Below are 15,795 nucleotides of genomic sequence, written 5' to 3'. Positions count from 1 at the left end.
AAACATTGTTTCCCTCTGATGTGCGATATCTAACTGAACTTAAACTTGTTCAGCGACGTTCTGACCCGCAATGCGTCCATAAGTGAAGATATCAATTAAAGCATTACCACCCAATCGGTTACCAGCGTGGATACCACCAGCGACTTCACCCGCTGCGTATAAACCTGGGATGATCTCACCTTCTTTACTAATCACACGCGCTTTAGTATCGATTTTCAGTCCTCCCATCGTATGGTGAACCGATGGTTGTCGTGGTGTCGCATAAAATGGGGCTTGGTCCACTTTTAAACCTAAAGCACTTTTGTGAAACTCAGGATCAAAACCTTGATCTACGCAGGTGTTGTATTGCTTGATGGTTTCGGTCAATTCAGATGACGGCACACCGATTTTCTCAGCCAGTTCTTCAAGCGTATCCGCTTTAATAATTATGCCCTCTTTGATTTCTCTCTCGATAGTTTCATCAGAGGTATTGGCTGCTGTTTTACGGATCTTCTCATCGGCAATCATGTATATCACACCACCGTTATCAAAGAACGCCTCTGCGAGTACGTCTCGACTTTCACACTCATCAACAAAACGTTTACCTTGTTGGTTCACGAAGACGAAGTTTTCAGGTGGTACAATCAAACCCGTCAACAAGGCACCTGATTTCGGATCACCGATAGGCATTAGCTGAACAAAGCCCATTCCCACTAACTCTGCACCCGCTTTCTCACCAATAGCGATACCATCACCAATCAATGCTGGAGAGTTAGTTGTCTTGATGTCGTCTGCAATGTCTTTCCAGTAGGTATTGTACTTTTGGATCATCTTTGTGTTTGCACCGAAACCACCAGATGCCAGCACCACGCCGTTATTAACACGTAGCAGCAGCTTAGTACCATTGCTCTGAGTCGCTTTGATACCCACCACTTTACCATCTTCAACAATCAGATCCGTTGCTCGGGTATCTGTGATGATTCGACCACCTTGTTCTTGAATGCGTTTTTGCAGTTTATCAACAAACTCAACTCCTTTAGGACGCTTCGGTTTGTGTGCACGACGCCACAATGCACCCACAGGAATTTCAACCACGCTGCGGTCAAAGTCGATACCTTTCTCACTCAACCAGTTAATGGACTCCATCGCCTTCGACGTCAGAGTTTCCACTAAGTCATATTGACCATAGATGGATTGGCCGTTCAGGTCGGTACGTTTACCACCCAAGTATGTTTGAATACGATGTAGCTCTACAGAATCAAACAGATATTGTTTGCCATTCGCCGCATCCGCAAAGTAACGATTCAGTTGCTCTTTGAGTACTTTAAAATCAGAAAGATAACTGTCTACAAACTCTGATTCCGGCGTGTCAGCAAGACTCATCAAGTATTCTTTTTCACCTGGTAGAGAGCTGAAGTTATTCTGCCATTCAGGTTCTGCCGCATTAACCCAACCACCGGTACGAACTGTGTTACCACCAATTGCAGGGAATTTCTCCAGTAGAATGACAGAGCGGCCTTTATCCAGTGCAGTAAGAGCCGCACTCAAACCAGCGCCACCGCCGCCAACAACCACAACATCAACGGTTTCTTCAATGGTTTCAGATGACCATTCAACAGCTTTTCTCGCTTTACAACGAAGTGCCTCAGAGTTACCACCAGCCAGATCAACAGCATTTGATACGCCATCAATAACCGCTTGGCTACTTACCGTCGCACCAGAAATAACATCAATGTTCAGAGTTTGGTCATTGATAATTTGCTGAGGTATACGCTCAAATGCTGGGTTCGCAATACCATCAGATTCCTTAGAGGAATCAACAGTGATATTGAGGATCTTATCTTCAGAAAACGTCACTGTTACTGGTAAGTCGCTATTATGACCTCGTCCATAAGCCGTATATTCACCAGGCTTAAACTCAATTTTGACGTTTTGAAGCTCTTTAATACGTTGGTGTTTTAATGCTTCAGCTGCACTGTCTACAATCATGTAGTCCATGATTTCCCAAAGCGGAGTAGGAATTTGCAATTGCTCCTGTTGAGCGATATCAGCAAATTCCGCACACTGCTCTTCATTCAGTGCCTTGGTTGCCCATGTAGGTTCTACCAAATAACCTTTACCTACACTCACCATATCGTAACCTTGCGAGAGCGCTTTATCTGCATCGGCACGTTGAGCAACACCACCGACACCAATTACTGGTATTTTTGCTACATTTTCTGACTGAAGGTGACGATACTTGGTTATAAGTTGTTCTTTATCTTCTGGATCTACGATTGAATTTCGAGCCCAGTTCCCCATTGAGAAGTGGAAGTAATCTAAACCGTGAGTTGCGAGTTTATCCAAAAGGTACATGGTATCCGTAAAGCGGATTCCCGGCTCTTCTAGCTCCTCTGGCGAGAAACGATAGCCAATAATGAAATCTGGTTTTTGATGTGATAGAGCAACTTGTTTAACTTTTTCTAAAATCGCAAGTGGGAAGGTCGTGCGTTTTTCGACGGAACCACCCCATTTATCATTTCTGCGATTTGAGTGAGGGGAGAAAAACTGCTGGATGAGGTAAGTGTTAGCTCCGTGTATCTCTACACCATCAAAACCTGCAAGAATTGAACGGCGAACAGCATTGCCAAAGTTTTCGATCATTTCTTCGATCTGAGCTTTTGTCATCTCTAATGGCGTTTCTGCGTTATCACGAAGTGCAGCAACAGGGCTTGCAGAAATAGGTTGATGACCACCATTGTATTCTGGATTTGCCATACGGCCAGCGTGATATATCTGCAATATTGCTTTTGAACCCTTTGCCTTTATCGCATCCGCTAATTGTTTTAAGCCAGCCACTTTGCTATCGGTATCAATCCCTAATGCTCCAGGAAAAGCGCGACCATAATTTTCAACAAATGCACTTTCTACGATAATTGCACTGGCATCTCCAGAACGAGCGCCGTAATAGGTGATCATCTCTTGCGTCACGCCGCCATCAAAAAATGCAGATTGAATCGTCATCGGTGCCATCACGATACGATTCTTTAGCATAGCCCCGGACCGAAGCAACATTTCATCGCTTAACTGAACCATTATTTTTTCCTTTTAGAGATTAGTTTCCACCCACAAACTCAATGTTTTGTTACAGCAGTCTTCTAAGATCTGAATACTCGCAATACACATTGCTGTTGGTGATATATCCACACAAATAATAATGATTTGATGATATGAGTAAAATGAAAGGTTTACATTTTATCTATGACTATTACGCATAGTGGTATTCAGACAGGTAAATCGTGGCCTCTGTACTTATTTTTCAGTACAACTAACATAGCGATAAAAGTTATAGTGGGTACCACAGCGATTCTTATTACCATTCCACTTAACTGAATACTTTGCTCTTATGTCTAGAAGCCAACGACTGTTCGATTTACTGCAATTGCTGCGGTGTCATAAATACCCTGTTTCCGCTGAACACTTATCCCAGAAGTTAAATGTCAGTGTGCGTACCATCTACCGTGATATTGCGACACTGCAAACACAAGGTGCAGAAATAGAAGGAGAAGCAGGTCTTGGTTATATCTTGAAGCCAACATTCACCTTGCCTCCGCTGATGTTTTCAATGGAGGAGTTAGAGGCGCTTATGCTAGGGGCTGATTGGATTTCCAAACAAGCAAATGGAGAATTCAGTGAATCCGCTCAAAATGCCATTGCTAAAATTTCAGCCGTATTGCCAGCGAATCACAAAGTAAAGCACAGCGAAGAAGTCATACGAGTAGCATCGATTATTGAAGTGCCAGAATTGACCATTGATATGTCTGATATTCGAAAGGCAATCAAACACCAATACAAAGCTAATATTAACTACCTAGATTTAAAAGGAAACTCAAGCTCACGGGTAATTTGGCCAATACTGATTGGTATGTTTCAGCAGTACTATGTGTTGGTCGCTTGGTGTGAAACAAGAAATAAGTTTCGCAATTTTCGGTTAGATAGAATTGAAGATTGGCAGACACTTGAACAAAAGTACTTACCGCATCGATCTGAGTTGCTAAAGAAATGGCAACAAGAAGAGGGAATTAACCAGTCAAAATTACGCTACTGACAAAAACTGTCACTGGGGTTCATTACATTAACAATCAAATCTTACTGTATTACCTTTGGAGCATGTATGTTTACATTTGATTCGTTTGTTTTGTATGTGGAAGATATTGAAACCAGTAAAGCCTTCTATAGCGATGTATTTGATTGTGAAGGGCAAGTTTTATCGCCAACCTTTGTTTCTTTCCCATTGAAAATAGGTATCAATATTGAGCTGAAGCAGTTAGCTCAAGCAGACCCGATTTCTCAGGTTACCGGTGGCGGAACGGAGCTCTCTCTGATAGTTAAAGATTCAGAGACAATGCACCATCTGTTTAACCAATGGCAATCGAAGGGCGTAAAATTCCTCCAAACACCAACAAAGGTTGTCTTTGGCCTTAGCGCAGTTGCCGTTGATCCCGATGGTCACAGAATACGTCTGTTTGTAGCTAATCAATAACGACCTGCTCTTTACTGGTGATTAGGTTTATTAGCCGCTACCGCGAAGAGATCTTTCATCAAAAAGCTCAACGATTGAGTCAGCCAATCTGCGCTGACTCTTCATTGCCGCAAGTCGAATCGAAACATACGTTGTTTTTAATTGACCGAGCATGTTTGAATATTTCGCCACTCAGGACTTAGAGTGAGCTTACATCTGAGGCAGCTGTTCTTCTTCTCTTAACGTCAGAACTTCATAACCCGAACTTGTGACTAATACCGTATGTTCAGATTGAGCAGAAAGCTTCTTATCTCGGGTAACCACAGTCCAGCCGTCTTTCTTGGTCTTTATCTTCGCAGTACCCTGATTAACCATAGGTTCGATAGTAAATATCATCCCCTCTTTTAACGTGAGTCCACTATTTGGCAGGCCATAATGAAGCACTTGTGGTTCTTCATGCATTTCGCGCCCTATTCCATGCCCACAGTATTCTCTTACAATACTGTACCCATGAGACTCGGCATATCGCTGTATTGCATAGCCAATGTCACCAAGTTTAGCTCCAGGCTTAACCTGTTTAATCCCTTCCCACATGGCTTTGTAGGTTGTGTTGACCAACTGAACAGCGAGTGGTGAGGCTGAAGGCATCACATACATTTTGCTTGAATCTGCAATGAATCCATTCTTTTCGAGAGTAATATCTAGGTTGATAATATCGCTACTTTTTAGGATCTCAGTCTCTTTTGGTACTCCGTGACACACAACTTCGTTGAAGGATGAATTTAAGACGTACTGATAGTCATACTGACCTTTGCTTGCAGGACGAGCATTCAGTTCATTGACGATATATTGCTCAACTTTGTTATTGATATCCATCGTTGAAATGCCAGGTTGAACGTAGTCATCAAGCATTTTAAAAACCTGAGCAAGTAATCTTCCAGATTCTCGCATCAATGCGATGTCTTGTTCTGATTTAATCAATACTTCCTTACGCATCAGTGTACTCTTCCGCCGTCGAAACATTTGAAGCAGAAACATTCGCTGATTGCATCAGATTCGCAATGATTTGATTGAATGAAAGTTGAGGGTGTAATTCGGCTAACATGCCCATTTTGATCCAAAACTCTGCTTGTGAATTAATTGAACGTGACATAACCGAACTTGCTTTGCGAAGTTCTTCATGAAGCTCATCCGAGATTTTAACAATTCCCATAAACATACGCTTAATATACAAATCGTATACGTAGTGTACTTATTTTGGATACCGTGTCAAATCTGAAGGATCTAAGTTAGATGTTCTTTTTAGAGCATGTTAGACGTTGACCTGCTTTTTCTTATAGCCGACTATGTTCTTAGTTTTATATAGATAGTCTCCTCTAAAGGCTTGTGTGGAAAAATGACAAACTCAATTAAAAATTTGTTCTTAGGCTATCTGGAACAACTAAAAGTTGTTGTTGAAAAAGTGCCTGAAGAGTTATTTGCGGATTCCCTAACGGAAGGTATGTACTCCCTTGAGATGAATGCACAAATAGCCGCGAACTTTCTTTTAAGGGGATATTGCCCTTTAATCGGAAAAGATGTGATTTCTTTTACGAGCTCTCAACTTGGGAAAGAGAAAGTTCTTCGTCTCATTTCAGACGTTCATATGTTATTAAATGAATTCCCAGAGGTGACGGAGCTCGACGATAGCTTGCTGCTTTCAGATTCTGCGGGCTTCAACAAAATCAACCTTCCTCAAAGCCGTTTTATATTCAGTTATATAATTCCGAACTACATGTTCCATGTCAGCATGGTATATGCAATAGCAAGGAAAGAAGGCGTTCCACTGAGCAAAGGGGATTTTGATGGTTTACATTCCTATCCAATTGGCTTTAGCTTCATTCGATAGGTTCGCACCTTAAATTGGCACTAAAGGAGAAAGGATCATGTTCATCGCTGTATATGAGTTTGAAGTTAAAGAGGGAAGCGAAGCCGTATTTCGGGAATCATGGCTAGAGGTGACCAAAGCTATTTATCAGCATTGTGGTAGCTTTGGCTCTCGGCTTCATCAGTCGGATGTACCGAATATTTTCGTCGGGTATGCACAATGGCCCAGTAGAGAACAATGGGAAAAAGATCATGTTATCAGCGATGAACTCTATAAGATCTCTCGCCAAAAAATGTACGATTGTCTGCTGAGCTCGAAGACGGCCTATAAGCTTGAAGTCTGTGATGATTACCTACAACCATTCCAAGCTCAGGCATAACTAATCTCGATAACGAAGAAGAACTATGGTTTAAATCACCATTCAATTTCTATCGGCGTCCCAATTCTCACTAGGCTTAAAAACTCGTCCATCTCTTGGTTGGTTAACGCGATACAACCATTTGTCCAGTCAAAGCTTTGGATAAATTGTGGGTCTCCATCATAGCCACCTTTTAAGCCGTGCACTTTTATTTCACCGCCGGGATCAACGCCTTCTGCCTGTGCGCGCAATTTATCTCTTAGATTCGGATAGCTGATACTCATCGAACGATAAAACTGACTACTTGGCATAATGTCATCCAAATAGTAGCGCCCTTCCGGCGTTCGTTGGTCACCTTCCTGCTGCTTATGTCCTCGCGGAGATTTCCCTAAAGCGATGCGATACTCTTTAATCACTTCGCCTTGGGATACGAGATACATACGGCGTTTGGACTTATCAACTTTGACCAGATCGACTTTCGCCACTTCAGTTTTGGACAAGTGAGCTTTGATTGACGGGCCACGTAACACATTGCCCTGAGCAAAGGCCGTGCAGCTTATCAGTAATGAAAGGAATGAAATCAGTAGTCGCTGCATGTTTGTCGTTAAGTTGAGTCAGTGTCTAATGTTGAGCGTGGGTCATTATTAACCAATTTAGTCCCACGCATCTAGTTGTCATTCTCTATCAATGATAGCCAGACTTTGCTCAATCTATCGCAGTTTCTGTCAGTCGAAAAGCAAACAAACTCGGCGATGTTAACTCCAACTGACTAGCTTACTCTTTCTAAAAGCGCTAACACCTCAGCATGGTTGGTATGCGGAAACATATCAAACCACTGAACTTTCACCACTTTGTAGCTTGGTAAGTTCTTCACGTCTTCATTCATAGTGTGAGGATTACAGCTTGAGTAGACAATATGCTTTGGCGCAAGTGCTTCCAGTTGGTCCGTCAAACTGCGACCAAGACCTCTACGTGGTGGATTGACCAACACAAGATCTGGTGCTGAATTTTGTGATTGAGAAAACTGGGCGGAATCTAACGCGGCAAAACTCAGGTTATCGATACCCATCTCCTGCGCAGATCGCTTTGCGCTGGCAATCGCTTCAGGTTCTATCTCAATACCAATCACTTCCGTTGTTGGTGTTGAACAGTGCAGCGCAAATCCGCCGACACCACAGAACAGATCCCACATTTTGCTTGGCGCAATTTCTGTTACCCAATCTCTAGCCGTCGCATATAGCGCCTGTGCAACTTTCGGGTTGGTTTGAAAGAAGCTCTTAGGACGAATAACCAGTGGTACATCGTTGAAACGCTCAATCAGATACTCTTGCTCGGTCAAGAAGACCTCTTCATCCCCTTCCAAACGCGCCATGTGTACTGGCTGAATATTCACTGATACCACTTCGATAGCAGGAAAATCTTCAAGTAATCTAGGCAGATTGTTGGTGATGCGAGGCAACACCTCTTTACTACGCGCAACAAAGCGCAACATGAACTTACCGTCATGCTCACAGCGAGTTAGCAAGATGAACTTCAGTTCACCTTTCTTTTTTATTTTGTTGTACGGCGGGATACCGGAAGTGCGAATCCAGTTTTGCAGATACGCCAATAAATCCTGCATATCTTGCGGATACAAAGGACAATACGTTAAAGAAAGAGGTTCACCATTGAGCGTGTTTTCGATACCCAAAATTGGCGCATGAGCTGCGCCAAGCACAACCATTTTTGCTTTATTTCTGAATCGGGTTTCACTGCTAGTGACAGGCGACAACCACTGCTCTGGATTAAACTCAGCCAACAGCGTTTTCAGTTCGGCGTCTTTTAGAGAAACCTGCTGTTGATAAGGCTGAGCGCAATTCGTGCAGGAAGTACATAGTTGCTGAGTAAAGAACTCGCATTGCATAGCAGTGGTCACCAAATTTCGAAAAGCGCTAGTCTATTCGCCTAGCGACAAATCGCCAAATAAATATTTCACCTAAATATCGAGGCACACTAGGCAAGCAAATAAGCCCGTCATAACGCTGAAAATTCAAACTACATAGCAGTTTATTTACCGCGCACTTTATGGATAACTTCTATTACCCCTACGACAACTAAACCAGCAACCACACCGATAGCCCCATTCAGTAACGCAGGTACCAGAGCATTGACTAAAGTGAGATCCGGCAGTTTCATAATAATAGGCTCAACCCAACGGTGAATAAATGGCACGTTGTGTACCACAATACCTCCACCCACTAAAAACATTGCAGCAGTACCGACCACAGTCAAACCTTTCATTAGCTTGGGCGCAAAAGCGACTAATACGCTTCCCAGTTTAGACAACAACCCTTTACCTTGTGATTTACGCTCCAGATAAAAGCCAAGATCATCCAGCTTTACAATACCAGCGACCAAACCATACACGCCTGCGGTCATAATCGTTGCAATTAAGCTGACGACAATCACTTGTGTCACGGTTTGCTGATCTTGAACAGTTCCAAGAGCAATAACAATGATTTCCGCAGACAAGATGAAGTCCGTACGAATCGCCCCTTTTATCTTTGTCTTCTCATATTCTTCAATGGTGAGCTTATTGATCTCTTCTAAAGCTTGATCAGGTTCTTTCTTCGGCTCAGAATGAAACAGCTTCTCCAGTATTTTTTCAGAACCTTCAAAACATAAAAACAGACCGCCCGACAATAACGCAGGCATGATAAGCCAAGGAGCAAAAGCACTGATGACTAATGCGGCGGGCACTAATATCAGTTTATTTCTAAATGAGCCTTTTGCGACAGCCCAAACAACTGGAATTTCCCGTTCTGCGGCTACGCCAGAGACTTGTTGAGCGTTCAGTGCTAAGTCATCCCCCAGCACACCTGCTGTTTTCTTTGCTGCTACTTTCGACATCACTGCGACATCGTCTAGCACAGTTGCGATGTCGTCTAATAAAGTGAGTAAGCTAGCTCCAGCCATATGACATTCTCTTTTTGGGTTTGTATAAAACAAGAGGTAACATAGCAGCCTGTCAAAAATGATGATACATCTTTAATAATGCTCATCCCATGGCATGAGAATAATTATTCCAAGGAAAGTAATGAACAATTCACAAGCTTACCCAATCGGAACCCCAGGTCAAAAATGGGGAGAGGCTGAACGCCTGCAATGGCGTGCGACGGCAACAATCAAACGCGAATATCAGCAAGAAGTTGTGCCAAAAATTAAAGCGTTAGAAAACGAATTTGTTGTGGAGCAATACGGTGCTTTGTCTTATGACAAAGAGCGCTACCCGCTTTTCTCAATCAAAAGCAAGAACTGGCAAGCGAACAAACCAACCGTATTGATTACTGGTGGCGTTCACGGCTACGAAACCAGCGGTGTGCATGGAGCACTTAAGTTTATGGCAAACGAAGCCAAGCGTTACGAACAGCACTTCAATCTTATTGCTACGCCTTGCGTTAGCCCTTGGGGATACGAAACCATCAACCGTTGGAACCCAAACGCGATTGATCCAAACCGTTCGTTCTATGCTGACAGCCCAGCAGAAGAGTCGGCAAACCTAATGGCATTGGTAGAAAGCCTGCCTCAAGAAATATTGGTTCATATTGATTTACATGAAACAACAGATACTGACGAAACCGAGTTTCGCCCTGCTTTAGCAGCGCGCGATGGTATCGACTACGAAGCCGACAGTATTCCAGATGGTTTCTACACCGTTGGCGACACTGAATTGCCTCAACTGGAATTCCAAGCAGCGGTTATTGAATCTGTTGCGAAAGTAACGCACATTGCGCCAGCAGACGCGAACGGACAGATCATCGGTTCAGATGTGGTTCAACACGGTGTGATTCTTTACCCAATGAAGAAGCTTGGCCTATGTGGTGGTGCAACCAATTGCCAATACGGCACAACAACAGAGGTCTACCCTGATAGCCCGAAAGTCACTGATGAAGAATGTAACGACGCTCAGGTTGCTGCTGTAGTTGGTGCTCTGGATTATGTACTTAAAAGCCATCGAGCATAATCAATAGAAAACAATAAACCCCGCACGAGAGTAGCTCTTTCTGCGGGGTTTATTTTATGAGTGCCTCCACCCAATCATTTTTAGAGCGCGTTAATTAACAGACAACTCTTTGCTATAACAGCGTTCAAGTTCCGACAGACTATAAAAATACTGCGTACCTTCAAATACTTGGCAATCGGCTTTAAACGCTATTTCCTTCTCGTTGTAAAGCATCTTCACCAAGGTTTCACCGCCTTTGTTTGCGCTCTTATACACATCCCACTGAATGTTTGCCGAATATGGTGTAACCCATTCGCCGCGCCATTCATTATTTCCTTGAGAATAGAGCACCGAAGGATCTGCTGCTTGAGTACTGCCTTTCACATGCAATAACGCTGCTAAAGGCATAATTTGTTCAGCGTGAGCAAAGCGTACCTTTGCCACATGATTTACCGCCTGATTGTTGTTGGCTACTGCATCCATTTCATTGAACATATCTTTTAAAAGCGGTTTAGCAATGTTGTAGGCCACGCCATTGGAATCGGCAAAGCTTGGACCTTTCTCATAGAAATCTTCAGCATCTGACTGATAAGAGAACCAAGCCGACTCTTCAGGAGTAATAAACTGCTCTAAGCCCCACTCTCCACCTTGAGCTTGTGCCTCACGAAGCATTCCCGGACCAATGATGAACATGTTGTAGAGCATTGAGGCAGCGTCGACCTCGTTTTGCACATACTTCCAATCATCTTCCGTTTCACTAGGTTTCTTGGTGTTGGTCTTGAAACAGTTCTCAGCGCTTACGTCGCACTTCTTGTCGTTAGAGACATCATTTTCGAGGAAATCGACAAACTCTTTGGTGTAAATGCGCTCCAACATTTGACGAGCCAACAACTTGGTTTTTGGTAACTCTGAAATGGCATCAAAGGCACTTTCTAACTTCTCTGAATCTTTAAAAGCATCATAGGCTTCAAAGTTTGCTGTGTAAGGTTGGTATTTCGCACTCTTTGCAGGATTTGTTTTGTGGAAATAGAGTTCAAACTTGTTCACCAGTTGTTTATCAATTTCATCTGGCTGTGATTGTGTTTGGTAACACTGCTTTGCATCGTTTGCTACATAAGCCACATCATTTGCCAATGACTGCATGAAGTAATGTGCAGTTTGATTTGCGCGCTCTTGACCTGAGGTTTGTACTTGAATACAAACGGGATTATTGCTGTCGTTAGTCATGATGGAATCTAGACGCTGCGCCATTCGAGAAGCGATACTTGCCGGCTCTTCTTCACCCACTTTCGTCAGCAGTCCATAGCCCAGCTTTTCATTCGCTGCCGTCACTTTATCGATAATTGGACCAAGCTTTTCACCGAGCGGGGTCAACTGTCCGCGCTTTTTCGCCAGATCCCACACTTGCTTGCTCAGCACGTCGTATTTTGGACTTGATAGAGCGCGAGCACCATGTCGTTCAACCAACTGGCTGTAAACCACGTTGTAACCTTTTGGCACGGCTTCATAGCTGTTTAAATCTTGCTGAGCAGAATAGGTAGCTTTGCTGCTGTACTGATAGCCATTACTTTCATCGTTTTGGTGAGTAGAGCTACAACCACTGAGTAAAGCCACGGTAATTGCAGATGCAATCAGAGTATAACGAGTCATTAATCTTCCTTAATTTCAGAGCGAATTTGGTTTTACGTTTTCAGAAACTCGCTGCACATTAGTTCCGGTTAATGACATTCTCATTGCAGTTTGAATAAGTTACGACGACAGATAACTCTTTGATTTGTTGACTTTCCAATGTGCTGAAACCATTTGTTGTAATAACCTTTAGCCCAACGATTACTTTAGTTCACTTAAACTTTGAGCGTAGGCAGTGAAAAACCAATATCAATAACCACACCTCTTATATAACTCTCGCCAATGTATAGCGTATTTTAAATTGACCTATGCTTGGCGATTGGTGAGACTAGCAGGATAAATCAATAAGTAACGTCAGAGGCCTTTATGATTATCCTGCACCATCTCGTTCAATCTCGCTCTAATCGCATTGCGTGGTTATTAGAAGCTTTAAATCTTCCTTACGAAATTAAAGTTTACCAACGCGACCCTAAAACCTACGGCGCACCTGAGTCACTCAAGCAGATCGACCCGCTGGGTAAATCGCCGGTTATTACCGATGGAGAACTGGTGATTGCTGAGTCTGGCGCCATCATTGAATATCTGATTGATACCTACGACACTGAGCAAAAGTTCAAACCTAAAGAATCTAAAGCGCTGTTAAATTACCGCTACTGGTTACACTTTGCTGAAGGCTCAATGATGCCTTTATTGGTAATGCGACTGGTTTTATCAAAAGCCGTTGATAAACCAATGCCGTTCTTTATTAAACCTGTAATTAAAAAGTTTGTGCAGGCGATAAACCAGCACTTCATCGACCCAAGAATTATTCCGCAACTCAAACTTATTGATCAGCATCTTTCTGACAACAAATGGTTCGCGGGTGAAGAGCTATCAGGCGCAGATTTCCAGATGCTACTTGCTCTGCAGCTTGCTAGTGCACGTTGTGATATGTCTCCTTACCACCACATTAAAAAATACATAGAGCAAGTTGAAAGCATAGAAAGCTATCAAAAAGCGATGAAGAAGCTCGGTTAACTCAAGGTTACAGCACGTGGTGTTTATATTGCTCTGGGTGGAATGCCTAGAGCAATATGATAACGTTGCAATAAACGCTATTCTTCTTTCGTTTCCTCTACGCTCATTTCAAGATCACAAGTTCGTCAAGATAAAACGGGCCCTTTCGCCAAGACCGTGATTCAAAACTCAAATTTAACTCACACTTACCAAACAAGCCTGTCGTTCTAAGCAGCAGTCAACACATAGGGTACTGATTACTATTAACTTTACCGAAAAACCTCATCTAAGCATCAAATATATAAACTGCTATAGTTAAGTCAGCTTCAATAACAAAGGGAAAGTTATGGCCATCAAGAAGCTGTATCTAATCACTATATTATTATGTTGCTTTTCTGCCTTCACAGTAGCTCAAGATAAGGTTGTTCATCTCGTTACGGGAGAAAGAAGTCCATACATTGCGAATACCTACCCAGAATATGGTTACGCCTATGATGTGGTAAAAGAAGCATTTTTGAGGGAAGGATACAGTGTCAAAGTTGTCTTCTATCCATGGCCTCGCGCTAACAAACTGATAGAACGAGGTAAAGCCGATGGCATTATGCCCATTCACTTAGGCTCGCCTTTAGATAAATTTATCATCGCATCGGCCCCATTTCCCGGTGATACAATAGGACTACTTAAACATAAGAACACTAAGTATCAGTATCCAGAAGAACTTACATACAGCCGACTCATCGATACGCTTAAAGGGCAATACATTGGAATAGTCCGGGGCAGTAATCTGATTCCTGAAATTGAAAATGCCGACTCCATTAACTTTATAGAACTGAACCGTGACCTACAAAGCTTGGATATGCTTAATGCTGGCCGCATAAACTTCTCACTTATTGACAAATATACCGCAGCCTACTTAATGATCGAAAACCGACCGCAGTACATTGGTCAATTAGAGTTTCAGCAACCGCCTATCGCCGAAATGCCATTTCACATTGGCTTTTCAAGCAAATCCCCAAACGCAAAGCATTTGGCGAAGGTTTTCAATCTTGGGTTAAACCAAATAAAACAAGACGGAGTGCTTCATGAAATACAAGCCAAGCATGGATTACTTCCCCCTATACCCGAATCAAACACAATCCACCTTACTATTGGCAGCATAAACAACGCCGATATGCGAATAATGCAATCTCTTAGTTCAGAGTTTGAGAATGAACACCCCGATATAAAACTTGAATGGCGTGTTATGGATGAAGGTACATTACGCCGACGACTCCTCAGCGATCTCGCTCTTTCTGATGGTAAATACGATGTCATGGTAATTGGTAACTATGAAGTTCCTATTTGGGCGAAAAACGAATGGATAATCCCACTTACTAATCTAAAAGAGGACTATGACGTAAACGATATATTTCCCTCTCTTCGAGACTCTTTATCTATCGAAAAAGAGCTCTACGCTCTCCCTTTTTATGCTGAAAGTATCATGACCTATTACCGAAAAGACTTATTCGAAAACGCTGGAATCAAAATGCCGAAAAGTCCCACTTTTACCGATATTCAAAACTTCGCCAGAAAGATTCATAACCCAGACAAAGGGGTTTATGGTATTTGCTTGCGAGGAAAGCCAGGCTGGGGCGAAAACATTGGGATCATCACCAGTATCGTCAATGCTTTTGGCGGGCGCTGGTTCAATGAACAGTGGGAACCCCAATTAGACTCAAAAGAATGGAAAGATGCGGTGAGATATTACTACGATCTGGTCAGGAAATATGGTCCACCTAGCGCTGCGAAAAATGGATACAATGAGAACCTAAAGCTATTCCTCAATGGACAATGTGGTATCTGGATAGACGCAACCGTTGCGGCTGGTCAACTTTATAACAAGACACTATCACCAGTGGCAGACAAAGTCGGATTTGCGCCTGCCCCTATGCAAAAAATCACATCAAACTGGATGTGGACTTGGGCTTTGGCAATACCTGAATCATCTAACCGAAAGGAAGCGGCATTAACCTTTATTCAGTGGGCGACATCGAAGAACTACATAAGAAAAGTAGCTGAAACTACAGGATGGACATCTGTACCTTCTGGTACCCGCCAATCGACATACAGTTCGGCTCAGTACAAAGAATCGGCGCCGTTTGGGGTATTTGTTGAAGATGCCATCAACCAAGCTTTTTCAGAGCAAAAAGCCACCACATATACTGTACCTTACAAAGGAATACAATTTGTCGACATTCCTGAGTTTGTTTCGTTTGGCAGTCAGGTAGGGCAAAATATGGCGGATATGCTACGGGGAAAATTGTCTGTTGATGACACCCTTTCAAAGTCTCAACAAGAAGTACGGCAACTCATGATGGCTGCTGATTATTTGAAATAAGCTTTCTGTAGCTTCCTATTTAACACCATTGACCAATGAAAATATTTATTTTCATCACCGATATTTTCGCCAAAATACCGGGAGTTCTAGAACATAGTATTATTTG

The 15,795-nt window shown here is 42.8% G+C and carries 14 protein-coding genes; 7 read left to right on the top strand and 7 right to left on the bottom strand.

Features of this window, described 5'->3' with window-relative positions:
- Positions 1-39: 39 nt before the first annotated feature.
- Positions 40-3,054, bottom strand: coding sequence for a flavocytochrome c (locus ACRQQK_RS01465; protein ID WP_457509685.1), 3,015 nt, complete (start codon positions 3,052-3,054; stop codon positions 40-42).
- Between the two features lie 310 nt (positions 3,055-3,364).
- On the opposite strand from ACRQQK_RS01465, the gene ACRQQK_RS01460 reads away from it, so the two are divergent.
- Positions 3,365-4,066 carry a helix-turn-helix transcriptional regulator gene (locus ACRQQK_RS01460; protein ID WP_457509683.1) on the top strand — a complete coding sequence of 234 codons (702 nt, stop codon included), beginning with the start codon at positions 3,365-3,367 and terminating at the stop codon, positions 4,064-4,066.
- A gap of 66 nt (positions 4,067-4,132) precedes the next feature.
- The gene (locus ACRQQK_RS01455; RefSeq protein ID WP_457509681.1) at positions 4,133-4,501 is read left to right on the top strand and encodes a VOC family protein; all 369 of its coding nucleotides are present in this window, start codon (positions 4,133-4,135) and stop codon (positions 4,499-4,501) included.
- A gap of 189 nt (positions 4,502-4,690) precedes the next feature.
- Here the strand turns inward: ACRQQK_RS01455 and map are convergent, their stop codons facing one another.
- Positions 4,691-5,476, bottom strand: coding sequence for a type I methionyl aminopeptidase (map, locus tag ACRQQK_RS01450; RefSeq protein WP_457509679.1), 786 nt, complete (start codon positions 5,474-5,476; stop codon positions 4,691-4,693).
- Entirely contained in the window at positions 5,469-5,693 is a 225-nt protein-coding gene (locus ACRQQK_RS01445; RefSeq protein ID WP_042481345.1) for a ParD-like family protein, read from the bottom strand. The genes map and ACRQQK_RS01445 overlap by 8 nt, the downstream gene beginning before the upstream one ends.
- Positions 5,694-5,876: 183 nt before the next feature.
- Between ACRQQK_RS01445 and ACRQQK_RS01440 the strand changes: the two genes are divergently transcribed.
- Positions 5,877-6,368 (top strand): DUF1993 family protein, encoded by a 492-nt coding sequence (locus ACRQQK_RS01440; protein WP_457509677.1) that lies wholly within the window; start codon positions 5,877-5,879, stop codon positions 6,366-6,368.
- 37 nt (positions 6,369-6,405) lie between these two features.
- Positions 6,406-6,726 (top strand): antibiotic biosynthesis monooxygenase family protein, encoded by a 321-nt coding sequence (locus ACRQQK_RS01435; protein ID WP_457509675.1) that lies wholly within the window; start codon positions 6,406-6,408, stop codon positions 6,724-6,726.
- 35 nt (positions 6,727-6,761) lie between these two features.
- On the opposite strand, the gene ACRQQK_RS01430 is transcribed toward ACRQQK_RS01435, so the two are convergent.
- The 3 genes from ACRQQK_RS01430 to ACRQQK_RS01420 all read right to left on the bottom strand — a co-directional run bounded on the left by ACRQQK_RS01430 (position 6,762) and on the right by ACRQQK_RS01420 (position 9,660).
- A complete protein-coding gene (locus ACRQQK_RS01430; RefSeq protein ID WP_457509673.1) occupies positions 6,762-7,301 on the bottom strand; it encodes a L,D-transpeptidase family protein in 540 nt (179 codons plus the stop codon).
- A gap of 173 nt (positions 7,302-7,474) precedes the next feature.
- Positions 7,475-8,608 (bottom strand): 23S rRNA (uracil(747)-C(5))-methyltransferase RlmC, encoded by a 1,134-nt coding sequence (gene rlmC / locus ACRQQK_RS01425; RefSeq protein ID WP_457509671.1) that lies wholly within the window; start codon positions 8,606-8,608, stop codon positions 7,475-7,477.
- A gap of 143 nt (positions 8,609-8,751) precedes the next feature.
- Positions 8,752-9,660 carry a DUF808 domain-containing protein gene (locus ACRQQK_RS01420; protein WP_457509669.1) on the bottom strand — a complete coding sequence of 303 codons (909 nt, stop codon included), beginning with the start codon at positions 9,658-9,660 and terminating at the stop codon, positions 8,752-8,754.
- Positions 9,661-9,781: 121 nt separating this feature from the next.
- Between ACRQQK_RS01420 and ACRQQK_RS01415 the strand changes: the two genes are divergently transcribed.
- A complete protein-coding gene (locus ACRQQK_RS01415) occupies positions 9,782-10,708 on the top strand; it encodes a M14 family metallopeptidase (RefSeq protein ID WP_457509667.1) in 927 nt (308 codons plus the stop codon).
- A gap of 90 nt (positions 10,709-10,798) precedes the next feature.
- Here the strand turns inward: ACRQQK_RS01415 and ACRQQK_RS01410 are convergent, their stop codons facing one another.
- Positions 10,799-12,337, bottom strand: a complete 1,539-nt coding sequence (locus ACRQQK_RS01410) for a histidine-type phosphatase (RefSeq protein WP_457509665.1) — start codon at positions 12,335-12,337, stop codon at positions 10,799-10,801.
- 345 nt (positions 12,338-12,682) lie between these two features.
- Here ACRQQK_RS01410 and ACRQQK_RS01405 point away from each other — a divergent pair, with 345 nt between their 5' ends.
- Both ACRQQK_RS01405 and ACRQQK_RS01400 read left to right on the top strand, forming a co-directional pair.
- Positions 12,683-13,333 (top strand): glutathione S-transferase family protein, encoded by a 651-nt coding sequence (locus ACRQQK_RS01405; protein WP_457509663.1) that lies wholly within the window; start codon positions 12,683-12,685, stop codon positions 13,331-13,333.
- A 325-nt stretch (positions 13,334-13,658) separates the two neighbouring features.
- The gene (locus ACRQQK_RS01400; RefSeq protein ID WP_457509662.1) at positions 13,659-15,689 is read left to right on the top strand and encodes an extracellular solute-binding protein; all 2,031 of its coding nucleotides are present in this window, start codon (positions 13,659-13,661) and stop codon (positions 15,687-15,689) included.
- Positions 15,690-15,795 lie beyond the last annotated feature (106 nt).

This window comes from Vibrio sp. C8, from assembly GCF_054051265.1.
Note: the sequence above shows the minus strand (reverse complement) of the source record. Positions and strands in the feature narration are given on the sequence as shown.